Annotated in this window: 13 protein-coding genes; 5 read left to right on the top strand and 8 right to left on the bottom strand. The window is 53.9% G+C overall.

What is annotated here, in order from left to right; translation table 11 throughout:
• Positions 1 to 75 precede the first annotated feature (75 nt).
• Positions 76 to 474, top strand: a complete 399-nt coding sequence (locus ACNKIB_RS03360) for a PilZ domain-containing protein (protein ID WP_417909133.1) — start codon at positions 76 to 78, stop codon at positions 472 to 474.
• Between the two features lie 75 nt (positions 475 to 549).
• Here the strand turns inward: ACNKIB_RS03360 and ACNKIB_RS03365 are convergent, their stop codons facing one another.
• The 4 genes from ACNKIB_RS03365 to ACNKIB_RS03380 form a co-directional block, all read right to left on the bottom strand.
• Entirely contained in the window at positions 550 to 1,014 is a 465-nt protein-coding gene (locus tag ACNKIB_RS03365; RefSeq protein ID WP_417909134.1) for a hypothetical protein, read from the bottom strand.
• Complete coding sequence (locus tag ACNKIB_RS03370) at positions 1,004 to 1,366, bottom strand: hypothetical protein (protein ID WP_417909135.1); 363 nt, start codon at positions 1,364 to 1,366, stop codon at positions 1,004 to 1,006. Before ACNKIB_RS03370 ends, ACNKIB_RS03365 begins: the two co-directional genes overlap by 11 nt.
• A gap of 78 nt (positions 1,367 to 1,444) precedes the next feature.
• Positions 1,445 to 2,344, bottom strand: coding sequence for a dihydropteroate synthase (locus tag ACNKIB_RS03375; protein ID WP_417909136.1), 900 nt, complete (start codon positions 2,342 to 2,344; stop codon positions 1,445 to 1,447).
• Positions 2,345 to 2,479: 135 nt separating this feature from the next.
• On the bottom strand, positions 2,480 to 4,303 hold the full coding sequence (locus ACNKIB_RS03380) for a hypothetical protein (protein ID WP_417909137.1): 1,824 nt from the start codon (positions 4,301 to 4,303) through the stop codon (positions 2,480 to 2,482).
• Between the two features lie 213 nt (positions 4,304 to 4,516).
• Between ACNKIB_RS03380 and ACNKIB_RS03385 the strand changes: the two genes are divergently transcribed.
• Complete coding sequence (locus ACNKIB_RS03385) at positions 4,517 to 4,945, top strand: hypothetical protein (RefSeq protein ID WP_417909138.1); 429 nt, start codon at positions 4,517 to 4,519, stop codon at positions 4,943 to 4,945.
• On the opposite strand, the gene ACNKIB_RS03390 is transcribed toward ACNKIB_RS03385, so the two are convergent.
• The 4 genes from ACNKIB_RS03390 to ACNKIB_RS03405 form a co-directional block, all read right to left on the bottom strand.
• Positions 4,862 to 5,278, bottom strand: coding sequence for a desulfoferrodoxin family protein (locus ACNKIB_RS03390; protein ID WP_417909139.1), 417 nt, complete (start codon positions 5,276 to 5,278; stop codon positions 4,862 to 4,864). The genes ACNKIB_RS03385 and ACNKIB_RS03390 overlap by 84 nt on opposite strands.
• Positions 5,279 to 5,380: 102 nt before the next feature.
• Positions 5,381 to 5,779, bottom strand: coding sequence for a DUF2304 family protein (locus ACNKIB_RS03395; RefSeq protein WP_417909140.1), 399 nt, complete (start codon positions 5,777 to 5,779; stop codon positions 5,381 to 5,383).
• A gap of 18 nt (positions 5,780 to 5,797) precedes the next feature.
• The gene (locus tag ACNKIB_RS03400) at positions 5,798 to 6,475 is read right to left on the bottom strand and encodes a glycosyltransferase family 2 protein (protein ID WP_417909141.1); all 678 of its coding nucleotides are present in this window, start codon (positions 6,473 to 6,475) and stop codon (positions 5,798 to 5,800) included.
• Positions 6,476 to 7,903 carry a DUF4139 domain-containing protein gene (locus ACNKIB_RS03405; RefSeq protein WP_417909142.1) on the bottom strand — a complete coding sequence of 476 codons (1,428 nt, stop codon included), beginning with the start codon at positions 7,901 to 7,903 and terminating at the stop codon, positions 6,476 to 6,478. It abuts the gene before it with no gap.
• A 268-nt stretch (positions 7,904 to 8,171) separates the two neighbouring features.
• On the opposite strand from ACNKIB_RS03405, the gene ACNKIB_RS03410 reads away from it, so the two are divergent.
• From ACNKIB_RS03410 to ACNKIB_RS03420, 3 genes are read left to right on the top strand one after another with little or no spacing between them, the layout of a single operon-like run.
• Entirely contained in the window at positions 8,172 to 9,965 is a 1,794-nt protein-coding gene (locus ACNKIB_RS03410) for an AAA family ATPase (protein WP_417909143.1), read from the top strand.
• A 6-nt stretch (positions 9,966 to 9,971) separates the two neighbouring features.
• Positions 9,972 to 10,679 carry an ABC transporter ATP-binding protein gene (locus ACNKIB_RS03415; protein ID WP_417909144.1) on the top strand — a complete coding sequence of 236 codons (708 nt, stop codon included), beginning with the start codon at positions 9,972 to 9,974 and terminating at the stop codon, positions 10,677 to 10,679.
• Positions 10,680 to 10,697: 18 nt separating this feature from the next.
• A complete protein-coding gene (locus tag ACNKIB_RS03420) occupies positions 10,698 to 11,711 on the top strand; it encodes a Gfo/Idh/MocA family oxidoreductase (protein WP_417909145.1) in 1,014 nt (337 codons plus the stop codon).
• Positions 11,712 to 11,788 lie beyond the last annotated feature (77 nt).

Below are 11,788 nucleotides of genomic sequence, written 5' to 3' on the forward strand. Positions count from 1 at the left end.
TAGAATGTGGGCTATGTTGCCGAAGTTCTCTTGTGGGATGGAGGAGGTAGCAGCTGAAGGAGATAATGGAAGAAGATGGATTTGACAGTTGAAAAACGTCGGCAGACCAGAACGAAATTAAAGGGATACATTGCTGATATTGCAGATGGCCATTTTATCTACGGCGGCATGGTGGAAGATGTATCGCTGGAGGGTCTGCGTCTCAATGATCTGCCTGACAAGTTTTCTGTAGAAGGTAAAAGATACAGTATCGTGATTTCCGGCGGGCCAGATTCACCTTGCTACAAGCTGAAAGTCGCCCCGCGCTGGCGGCGAAAAAATGGCATTTTAGTAGATGTGGGCTTCAATATTGCGGAAGCTCCTGTGGGCTGGAAAACTTTTGTGCAGAACATCATGCCCAAGCTGAAGACCGTCAGCGTGGAGGAGGATGATCATTGTCACTGGGAGCGGCATACAGGTTCCAGCCGTGACTAACGAGGCGGAAGAATGTGGATGAGATATCCCCTCTTCCGCTGGTCGTGTCCAGTCGTTTTAGCGGCAGCTTTTGATCTACTTATCAGCGTGAAGAACCGTCTCTGTAGAGGCAGCCAGCAATGCCCGGTCAGCTTTTTCCCGCACCAAAACCAGTTCCTGCTGCATTAGGGCGATGTCCTTTTCCAGCGGGGCGATGTCAATCACCTCAGGCTGCTGTGTCTCTACTAGCAGCTCTGAGATGTCGCGAATAACTTTCTCTGGCGACATCTCTAGAATCTGCCGAGCGGTTTGCTCGACGCACGCTTTCATGCTACCAACCGCACCCTCAATTCCGGCCAGCGAAGCAACCGCGCCCTTAACCTCACAACTCAGTGCCTCGACCTGGCCGCTGTCGGCCATCTGAGCGGTTAATTCATCAAGGAGATTAATTCGGGCTGAAAGCTTTTCGATTTTGCCCGCCAGCAGCTTCCTGGTGATATGAAGTTGGCCTTGAATCGCCTCGATGTCCGCATGAAGCTCTTTTTGTAGTTCAGCGTTCACAGACAGCTCCGTTTTTTTTACAGGAGCCAAATTCAAGTAAACTTTCTTTGACCTCCTCAAGCCAAGCGGTCAGTGTCTGGCGAAAACCGGCGTACATGCGTACAGATGCAGCTGGGCTGGCCAAGGCTACTGCACCGAAAAAAACGGCTATGAGGAAGGCCAAACAGAAAATTACGGCCAATAACATGCCGAGCAGCCATTGCAAGGTTCTCAGGAAGGTCAGAATGATCAGCCAGAGCGAACCCAAGACCGTTGCCTCTGGATTGGCCATGCTGATAGAAAGCATTACCAGAAAAAAGACCAGCACCGCAGCGGTGTTCAGTAACGGCCCCCGCAGGACGTGTTGTTTCATGAAGCAGTCTCCCTGTTGAAATTCCGCTAACCGGAAGGCAGGCGACAACAGGCCCGCCTTCCCCTTGTCCAACCTGTTTTACAGATTCAGCCAGGATTCAGAGAACACAGCTTGGCCAGACAACACCTTGTAGGTTTTGTAATGCTCTAAGGCTGCTCCGGTCAATTGAGAAGAATCAGGCTCGTTGCCATCCATCATGCCATGCACCAGATCGACAAAATCCTGCCGCTCACCCTTGCAAATAGCCATCAGCTCTTTGTCATAGGCATTGACAATGGCGGTTTTGATGCCATACTTCATCAGCATGATTAAGTAGGTGCGGTCAAGGTACTTGCGCAGATGCTCGGCCACACCGTTGGAGACATTGGACAGCCCAACAGTGGAGCCTGCACCAGGCGCGATATCCTGAAGCATCATCAAAAATTCTAAACCAGAAGCGATCTGATCTGCACCCAGGGTAATCGGGGTGGCAATGGGATCAAAGAGCATTTTCTCGTTGGGAATTCCAGCCTCGCTCAAGGCCATCATCAAATCAACCGCCATTGAAGCCCGCTCATTAGAGTCGCGGGGCATTCCGTCCGGCCCCCAGAGCAGAGCAATGACATTGCAACCCGCCTCAGCCGCCACTGGAATCAGTTTTTCCATCCGCTCAGGCTGGGCAGAGATGGAATTCATGATTGCGCCGGTCTTGTTTTTCACTACCTTGAAGCCAGCGGCCATTGCATCGGTGTTGGTGGTGTCCAGACAGAGCGGGGTGTCAACGCAGCTCTGCACGGTCTCCACCACCCAGGGCAGCAGCTCCACGCCATCCTTACGGGCTGGGCCGATATTCAGATCCAGATAGGTGGCTCCTGCCGCAGTTTCCTCCTGCGCCATCTCCTGAATAGGTCCTGGAATGCGCTCCTTCATGGCTCCGCCGCTGCGCTTCCCCATGATATTGATGCTCTCGGCGATTGCCTGCACTGTGATGATAGCCATCTGTGTTGCTCCTTGGTGTATGTAAAAAGTAAAGGGATGGTGTTTTTGCAAAATGAGTCGCTGCTTCAGGCCCAGCTGAATTGTTACTGTTACAAAAAAAGACGGATTCCTTCAAGATATTTCAGGCTGGATAAATTAATTTTCCACCTCCACGGCTTGGGCGACCTCTTCTTCGGCATGAAGAGCAGCAGCTTCGATCACCAGTTCACCAGGCCGCACCACGCTGCGCAGGCTGACTGCACCGCAGGCAGAGAGGCTGTCCAGCAGAGGGGTGATGATCTGATCGATCAGCACCTTGCTTTTTGCTCCAGCCTGCTCGTCGCTAATCGCGGTCATCGTGCCAGCCCAGGCTGCCAGCTCCTTGAGACCGTCAACAAGCTGGGCCGCCCGGACAAAAAGCATCAGGTTCGAGGGTTGTTCCATGCCAGCGGCAGCTGCTTGAAAGGCCTTACTCTTGGCCATCCGCTCGGTCTTGCCTTCCAGGATATCCACAAGCTGTTCTCGGCTGTCTGCCAGCAAAAGGAAGCCGTCGGCAAAGGCGTAAGAGGGCTGGAGCATCCCTTGGGCCACCTGGAGCGAGACCACTGCCGTGCCATCAGCCACTTTATCCCGTTTGACAGGCAGATCAGAGATGAGCCGGGCCAGTAGGCGTTCCGTTTTTTCCTGGTCTCGCACCTCTAAGATAAAGCAGAGGCGGGGCACTGGGAAAAAACCGCCCGTGCTAATCTCAGCAAGATTAACGCTGAATTCTTGCCCGAACAACGCAAGAATTTCACTCAAACTCAGGTCGGTCTGGGCCTTGAACCACGCTTCCATGCGCTCGGTTGAATCCTGTTTGCTCGTGGCGGACAAGGCTTGTTGCCAGAAATTCGGGTCTAGCCAGCTGCTCCAGAAATACAGCGGCAGGCTCGCAGGCATTTTACCGAGAGTGCGATTCAGGGTTGGCCCGACTGTAAAAAACTCTTTCTGTAAAGGCGGCAGCTGGTCTGGGGTAAAGCGGACTGCGACCTTAAACTGCACGGCTTCGCCGTCGCGCTGATGAAAAAGGCTCAGGCTGCGAAAGGCAGCAGCGGCAGTCTCCTTGTTGAGGAGGAGATGCAAGCGGGCAAGATCAGCATAGAAAAAAAGATCCTCCTTGCCTTGGGCCTCTGCCTTTAGCTCTGCATAGTCGCGACTGCGCAGCAAGCCGTTGCGCCGGAAGAAAAAATGCCGGGCAAACACCTCAATACTCTGTTGTACTGGCTGCAGGCCAAGCGAAAAGGCCAAGCTATCGCCAAGAACGGCCACGTGCAGCTTTCTCCCTTGGTTTAGATCGAAGACAAGGATGCTCATTCCTTGATGATAGAGAAGCGCAGGCTGTTGCGCCGCTGCCTTAACCAGGGCAAGCAAGGCAGCAGCAGTGTTTTCCTTGGGCGCAGCGAGCAGCAGGGTTTGTTCAAGCAAAGTACGCAGCGGGTCATCGCGGAGTTGCTGCGGATTTTCTGGCGGCAGGAAGGCAGCTACGGTTCTGCGGCTGAAGATATCCTGAAGCAGGGGATTGGCGAGCTGTGCTGCCACATTGGCAACCTGCTGTTCCAGGACAAGCCGAAACAAAGGCGGCACCCCAAGCTGTTCTAGGACTGTTGGCCAGTTGATGGCCGCCACGGTTTGCCCAAAACGCGAGTTGAGCAAGGCTTGGCCTGCGGCAACCGCGTTTTCTGTATCGAGCATGAGCAGGGCATTCTCTGGCACCAGCTCTATCGGGTCAATGGGCTGTGGTTTGAGCCAGTCGCCAGAGACCAGATGCCGGACAAAAGGCGATGCGAGCAGCGACTGCCCAGTGGCAACCAGATCTTGGCGGCTTGGTAGCCGCGTTGCCAGAAAAGTCATCACTTCTTGCTGCCTGGGCCGGAGAACGATGCAGTATATTGCATCTGCGGTAACAAGACAGATCAGCAGGAACAGAAAGATGCGCTTCATTTTGCCGAGGCTCCGCTGCTGTGATTCAGGAAAAAGTTTCTTTCATTGTTTCACAATGCGGTGGAAAAGTCAGCACAAAGCGAAAGAAAAAGCCGCGCGAGGCCGCACGGCGAAGCAAGGGCAGAAAGGAAATACGCCATAAGCCTCTTGCATAATTCAAGAAGAGTTGCGTTGCAGGCAGCAGCAAGCAGGTTGGAGTGGAGAACGAATTTTTTGCCTAACTCCGAGAAACTCTTCCTTTCTTGCTCGTTGGCAAAGGAGTTTGGCGTGGCCAAAGAGGAGTTCTGCCGACTTGCAAAGGAGTTGTACTTGGCAGAAAAGAAGTCTGGCCGAGTACCAAAGGAGTTTGGCCAAGCCGGAAAGGAGTCTTGCCGACTAGCAAAGGAGTTGGAGTCGGCAAAACTCCTTGGTGGCCGACTAAGAAAGGAGTTTGGCCAAGCTGAACTCCTTTTCTACCGACTCCAACTCCTTTCTTATCGAGCCAAACTCCTTGGCAACCAAGCAGGACTCGTCCCGTACCGAGTTGCCCAGGTCTGTTGCGTTATCCCAAAGAAGGCATCAGACTTCTGCTTCGGTCAGCCAGAAGTCATGCAGGTTACAGAAGCTGGTGGCACAGATTTTGCCTTTGTAGTCCTTGGGTAAATCAAAGGAGGATTCCGGTTTGTCTGTCGCGGCAAAGGTTTTGCCGCCGACAACTACGCCGTCAGCCAGAACCAAAGTGTGACGAACGATAAAATGCTCGGCACTCATGGGGTGCGAAGTGATGATCGAGACCTTACCGCCTTCTACCTTTACCTGCGGGGCATGGGTGCCTTCCTTGCCCTTCCACTGGCCTGGCTGCTCTTTGGTGTAAACAACTCCAGCCAAGGATGGTGCGGCATCAGCAGCAAAGGCTGATGCTGTGGAACCGACAGCAGCCACCGAAGCAACGGCAGCAGCTGTCTTGAGAAAATCTCTTCTGGCAATGCCCTTCATGGTTTTTCCTCCATAGACGAAAAAGAGTTAGGAAAAAAGCTGTGCTGCTTTGAAGCAGTTCATCATACCGTTGTTTGCAGCGTAATGCAAGCAGGGCACAAATTAGCCTGCTGCCTCGCGCTGTTTCTTTTCCTTGATCTCCTGGCGCAGCAGCTCAATCCGCTCATGGGCCTCGTTCAGGGCCTCTTTGCGGGTTAATTCAGAAACATTTTGCTCAATCTTCTCGATGGCAGAAAGCAGCTTGAAAAGCATTAAAAAGACCAACAAGAACCCCATCAGTACCACCGCATTGAAGTTATCAACCACGCCCATGACGCGAGCGATGATCAAGGTGAAGTTTGGGTAGATGGCAATCAGGGCCATGCCGCCCCAAACGAGCAGCCGCACCATTAGTTTCAGGATAGTCTGCCCGGTCTCCCGGTTGATGAACTCTTTAAGGCCGAGATACAGCATTACTGAGGAAATTGCCACGATCACCACTTGATAAAGATGCACCTTCATTCTGCTCCTGCGGTTTATTTACGCGATCAGCTTCCAAATCATGCGGTAAAGCGTGATCACGCCGTTGATCAGCCCCTGCTTATTCTTTTTTGTGCTGGCATATTCGGTGTAACGGGTATGCACAGGCACTTCGGCAAAGCGGAGCCGGTTGTTTTTGATCTCTCGGATGACTTTGCTGTCGTATTCATACTTGTCGGCCTTGGTGTCAATGATTAAGGCGGCATAGCGGGAGTAGGCGCGAAAGCCTGACTGGCTGTCTGAGACCAGCAGGCCGTAGAAAAGCCAGGTGAAAAAATTGCCCACGCTGTTGGCAACGACCTTAAGGAAAGGCATTTCCTCTCGATTGAGGAGGCGGGAGCCGAGCACCACATCGCTTTTGTCAGCAAGGATCGGCGCAATGAGTGCCTGGATATCTGCTGGATCGTGCTGGCCGTCGCCATCCATTGTGACCACCACGTCTGCGTCAAGAAGATTGGCAGCCATGATGCCAGTCTTGACCGCTGCGCCTTTGCCCCGGTTGATCTTCAGGCGCAGAGCCAACACATCGTGGGCAGTGGCAATCAGATAGCTGTCATCGGCACTGCCGTCGTCAACCACCACGATATGCTCGAAGCCATGCGCCCGGACATCTTCAATAACTCCGCCAATGACCTTGGCTTCGTTATAAACCGGGATGACAATCGCAACGGTCTTCACTCAGTTCTTGACCCGCACCCGCCAAGTCAGGGTGCTGCTGTTTTTTGGCTCGATTTGCACTTCCCAAACCGCAGTGCCAGAGCTTTCTTTTTTGTGCGGCAGGGATTCTTCGACCATTTCCCAGTCGCCAGGCACTGGCTCAACCACTTTGACGCTGACCGCTTCTTCTTTGGCGTTCTTCAGCTCGATTTGATAGGCACTTTCATAGGCTGTACCGCTAGTCCAAGGGGCTTTTTTGAAATCGGTCTGCTTTTTGTTCGCGGTTACGTCAAAGGCATCGCCCAATTTAAGGCGGATAGTCTCGTTCTCAGGGGTGTGATCAATGCGATCTTCGCCGACAAACTGGAGACTACCAGAGCTATCCTTCTTATACACCCGCATAATGCCCGCAGGCAGGGGTTGGCCTGCGCCTGCTTCCTTGGCATTCTTCAACTCAAGAAACACCCCGACCTTGAGCTTCTGGCCCAAGTTGCCTGCGGCGTTGCCATAGTAATAATTCTCGCCTTGCAGGACAAATTCCTTTTTCACCTTTACCCCGTCTGCCTGCAAAAGCGAGACCTGCTTGCTCTGCTTCTCCTTGATCGTGGTTGGTCGGCCCAAGGTATAAAGGTGATACTCAAACATGGACTCTTCAGCCATGTCGCTGGCTAGTGCTGCTTCCGCAGGCGCGGCAGCCATCCGCATCATCCGCATTGCTGGCATAGGCTCCTTCGCGCGATTCACCTCGCCTGCGACCAGCTGGAGCTTGGCATTCTGATAGGTTGCGCCGCTCTCGTTTTTCAGCGTCACCCAGCCGCTCAGGTTGATGCTGGCATTGTCGCTGCCCAATTCAGCCACATAATCTGCCTTCCAGGATAGCCCGCCAGTCAGGTAGCTGAGAACAGCATCCTGCTTGCCGCCGTCTTTACTGTTCACCAGCATGGTGAGGGTCGGACGGTCGCGGAGATTTTCCGGCACATCAGGAAAAATCAGGCGGCCAGGTACGCCAGATTCAATATGCTCACCGACCTTAAGGACAGTGCCATTGCCTGCACTGAGGACAGTGGCCTCTGCTGTCGTCTCCTCGCCGGTGGTCGGATGGGTTTTAACCAAGTTAACTGTCCGGCCCACGTATTTGTTTAAGAGGGACTCTGGTGTAAGGAGGTCATATTCAAAATTTTGCTCCAAGACTTGCAAACCAGGCGAGGCCAACAGGGCTGTTTCTGGCCGGATCATCGCGCTCACCTCGCGGAAAGCCAAAGTCTGCTCGCCAGAAGCCACGGCAATGCTCCGACTATCCCTTACCAAGGCCAAATCCTGGTTGTAGATCGTCACTGCTACCGAGGTTTGATCCTCTAAAGAGGAAACCGTTTCAGTAGCTTTGTTCGCCGCCGCCGCAACAGAGGCCGGGAGAATCAGAAACGGCAATAAGGAAGCAATTCGCAACATGGCAACACCTCTCAGAAAGGTTGAGAATGGACTACAGCGGCTTTCCGCCGAGCCGCAGCGGCATAATACAAAATTCTCACGCAAAGCAACAGAAAAAACCAGCCAGCCCGGAGAAAGATGTTTACAGAAGAGCCTGCCTGTCTGATAATAGGAATAATGTCCACAGCAGCAGAGCTGCGGCAGCAAGATCGCGCAGAAAATCCGCAGGTTCAATCAGACTGCGCCGCCCGGCAGCGGCCTCTCTTCTCTCAAAATAGATTAAGCAAACATGCACCTTGAATATTTTGGCCTTGCCAAACCGCCCTTTGCCGCCGAGCCGGACACAGATATTTTTTTTCAAGAAGCAGATCGGACGAGTTTGCTCCGGCGAATTTACGCTGAACTGAAGAGTGGCAGCCCTGTTATCCGCCTGATCGGAGAAGAAGGGACAGGTAAAACCCTACTCTGCCTGCTGCTTTCCCGTCTCTTGCCTGCTGAATTTCAAGTAGCCTGTCTGCCTAACCCTGCTGGTTCCTTTGATGAGCTGCTCCGGGTTGCTTGCGAGCAGTTTGGTCTCCAACCCGAGGCTGATATGCCGGGTTGGCTGCATGGTCAGCTTGAACAATGCCAAGCCCAGGGGAAAAAATTCCTGTTGATCATTGATCAGGCCGAAAAAATGTTTCCGGCTGCTTTGGAGCGGCTGCTGCGCGCTGTGTTTGCCGTCGCAGAAAAGAAAACGCTGCACGTTATCTTGGCAGGCCGCCCAGCTCTGAACAACCGGATCGAGCAGCTCCAGGTGTATTGCCCAGACATGGACATTCAGCCGGGCCATGTATTGGAGCCGCTGACCGAAACCGAGCTGGCTGCCTACCTGAGTTACCGGCTCAAGGCCGCTGGCTTGTCCGCAGAGGACAGCCGCAAAGCCTTGAGCGACGAGGCAGTGCAGAGGATCTTTGCTCATGCCCAGGGCAGCCTGCGAACAGTGCATTTGCTCGCTGATCAAGCCCTCCAGAATGTCTGCGCCGCTGATCGCTATTTCCCCATCCAGGCCGCAGATGTCCCGCCACCCGATGGTGAGTTCCCCAAAAAACGCCGCCAGGCCGCTGCACTTTCTGGGCGAACCTTAAAACTGCTGGCTGCGGTGGTGCTGCTGCTTTTGGCCGGCCTGCTCTTCCAATACCGCGACCTGCTCCTGCGCAGCGGGCAGAAAACAGCCCATGAAATCGTGGCCCCAGTGCCAGTCAAGCCAGAGGCCCTCCTGCCCTTGCCAGATAAGGTCAAACTGAACTCTGAGCCAGAGCTGCCACCTGAGCCAGAAATCGTTGAGGAAGAACCTGCGCCTGTTTCAGAGGTAACAGCGACGGTTGCGCCCACCGGCTCCGAGCCTGATTCTCCAACAGAACAGGAAACGCCACCTGCGGCAGAGCTTCCTGCGGTCTCGTCAGTGGAGCAACCAGTCGCGCCACCTCTTGCCGAAGTAGGGGCTGATCTGCCGGAAGAGTCTCTGGACACACCGCCGCCCGCCACGCCGATTAAGGAGGAACCCATAGTGCCCAAGCCGGTTCCAGTTGTGCAAGCAACTCCGCCGCCCGTCGTTGCGCCGCAGAAAAAAATTGTTGAGCTACTGCCAGGCATGAGAAAAACTAAGCCCAAGCCGAAAGCAACGCCTGCGCCAATACCAGAGTCAGTGCCGCAACTCCAGTTTACCGCGCCTGGGCCTGAGCAGCAGCGAGAACGGGCTGTTGTTCCGGCTGCTGATCAGCTCTATCAGGAGCTACTCACGGCTGGCAGCTTATTAAAAGGCAGTCGCAACGCAGGCCGCTACACCATCCAGCTCCTCAATCTGGCTGCACCAGAAGGAGCGGCGAAGATCAAGGAGCTGCTTGTCCGGGATGAATATCTGGAACTGCGCAGTCAGCTCAAAATACTGCGCTCGCCTTCAGGCCTCTTTGTTTTCCACGGCAACTACAACAGCGTGGACGAGGCCAAAGCCGCCTTGGACAACATGCCCCTCTTCTTGCGCAAGCAATATCATCCCTCTGCCCTGCCTGTGGCTGATGCCTTGCGCAAAACAGGCAACTGAACGCTCATGCTCGAACTGCGCAACGTCAATGCCTTTTATGGCAAGATCCACATTCTCCATGATCTCAACCTGCGCGTCGAATCAGGCGAGATTATCACTCTGATTGGGGCAAATGGCGCAGGGAAATCCACGACTCTGATGTCTATCTGCGGCATAGTGCCGCCTCGCACAGGGCAAATTCTTTTTCAAGGGCAAGCTATAGAGCAGTTGGCCCCGAATAAAATCGTAGCCCTGGGCATGAGTCAGGTGCCAGAAGGCCGACACATCTTTCCTCGCCTGACTGTAGCGGAAAATCTGGAACTGGGAGCCTTTCTCCGCCAAGATAAAAAGAAAATTCGCCAGGATTTAGACCAGTGCTACGCCCTGTTCCCGATTCTCGCGGAACGTCGCCAGCAGCCTGGCGGCAATTTGTCAGGTGGCGAGCAGCAAATGCTGGCCATCTGCCGCGCCCTCATGGCTCGGCCCCAGCTTTTGCTCTTAGACGAGCCATCTATGGGCCTTGCGCCCTTGATCACCAAGCAGATTTTCGCAATCATCCGCAAAATTAATCAAGAAAACGGCACCACCATCCTCCTTGTAGAGCAGAATGCCAAGCTCGCCTTGCAAACCGCAGACCGAGGCTATGTCTTGGAGAACGGCAGAATCATTCTCCACGACCAAGCAGACAATTTGCTCAAGAACCAGGACATCCAAAAAGCCTATCTCGGCATTTGAAGCGCAGCAGGGCCGCATTTGCCCGCACAGAGCATGAATCAGGACAAGAAAATAAAGGTTGGGGTGATCGGAGTCGGCTATTTGGGCCGCTTTCACGCGCAAAAATACGCGGCAATGGCCGACGTTGACCTGGTTGGCGTGGTTGATGTTGACCCAACACGGGCAGAAGCCGTGGCCATAGAATGTGCTACCGTGCCATTCACCGAATATCAGCAGCTGCTTGAGCACGTTGAGGCGGTTTCCATCGTGGTGCCCACGGTTTATCACCATCAGGTCGCGCTTGCCTGCTTAGAGCGCGGTCTGGATATCCTCTTGGAAAAGCCCATGACCGTGACGTTAGAGGAAGCAGACGCGCTCAACCAGCTCGCTGAGGAAAAGCAGCTGATTCTCCAGGTTGGTCATCTTGAACGCTTTAATCCAGCAGTGCTGGCGGTGCAGCCGCTCTTAAAAAATCCCCTTTTCATCGAAGCCCACCGGCTTTCCATCTTTAAAAATCGCGGTACAGATGTCGATGTAGTGCTTGATTTGATGATTCACGACATTGACATCATCCTTTCAATGGTCAATTCGCCGATTCAGAGCATTCATACTGTGGGTGCGCCGGTTATTACCCAACTCACCGACATTGCCAATGCCCGGATTCTTTTTGCCAACGGCTGCACCGCTAATATCACGGTGAGCAGAATCTCTCTCGACACAGTGCGCAAGATGCGGATCTTCCAGCCAGGCCGTTATTTGGCGGTTGATTTCGGCAAAAAGGAGGTTATGGAGGTGCGGCTCAAGCAAGAGAGCGGCAGTTTTCCCCTGCCAGACATCTCGCGCCATGCTTTCCAGGAACAGGACGTGCTGGAGCTGGAATTGCGCGAGTTTATCGAAAATGTCCGCCTGCGGAGAAAGCCGACCGTCTCAGGCCGAGAAGGTCGCCGCGCCCTGGAAATCGCCTTGGATGTCATCCAACAGATCAAAGAGAACCAAAACAAGTTTGCCCATCTCCTCAGTGCCGAAGGCAATTTCGGTTTTGTCAATGCGTAGGAATGAGCCGACGTTTTCTGCTCGCTCACCAAGGAGTTTGGCTCGGCAGCAGAGGAGTTCTGCCGACTTGCCAAGGA

It is taken from the genome of Candidatus Electronema sp. PJ (genome assembly GCF_048287395.1).
Classification (GTDB): domain Bacteria; phylum Desulfobacterota; class Desulfobulbia; order Desulfobulbales; family Desulfobulbaceae; genus Electronema.

Coding starts and splice junctions, on each gene's coding strand:
- ACNKIB_RS03360 (WP_417909133.1), top strand. CDS start 76: ATGGATTTGACAGTTGAAAAACGTCGGCAGACCAGAACGAAATTAAAG.
- ACNKIB_RS03370 (WP_417909135.1), bottom strand. CDS start 1,366: ATGAAACAACACGTCCTGCGGGGGCCGTTACTGAACACCGCTGCGGTG.
- ACNKIB_RS03375 (WP_417909136.1), bottom strand. CDS start 2,344: ATGGCTATCATCACAGTGCAGGCAATCGCCGAGAGCATCAATATCATG.
- ACNKIB_RS03380 (WP_417909137.1), bottom strand. CDS start 4,303: ATGAAGCGCATCTTTCTGTTCCTGCTGATCTGTCTTGTTACCGCAGAT.
- ACNKIB_RS03390 (WP_417909139.1), bottom strand. CDS start 5,278: ATGAAGGGCATTGCCAGAAGAGATTTTCTCAAGACAGCTGCTGCCGTT.
- ACNKIB_RS03395 (WP_417909140.1), bottom strand. CDS start 5,779: ATGAAGGTGCATCTTTATCAAGTGGTGATCGTGGCAATTTCCTCAGTA.
- ACNKIB_RS03405 (WP_417909142.1), bottom strand. CDS start 7,903: ATGTTGCGAATTGCTTCCTTATTGCCGTTTCTGATTCTCCCGGCCTCT.
- ACNKIB_RS03410 (WP_417909143.1), top strand. CDS start 8,172: ATGCACCTTGAATATTTTGGCCTTGCCAAACCGCCCTTTGCCGCCGAG.
- ACNKIB_RS03415 (WP_417909144.1), top strand. CDS start 9,972: ATGCTCGAACTGCGCAACGTCAATGCCTTTTATGGCAAGATCCACATT.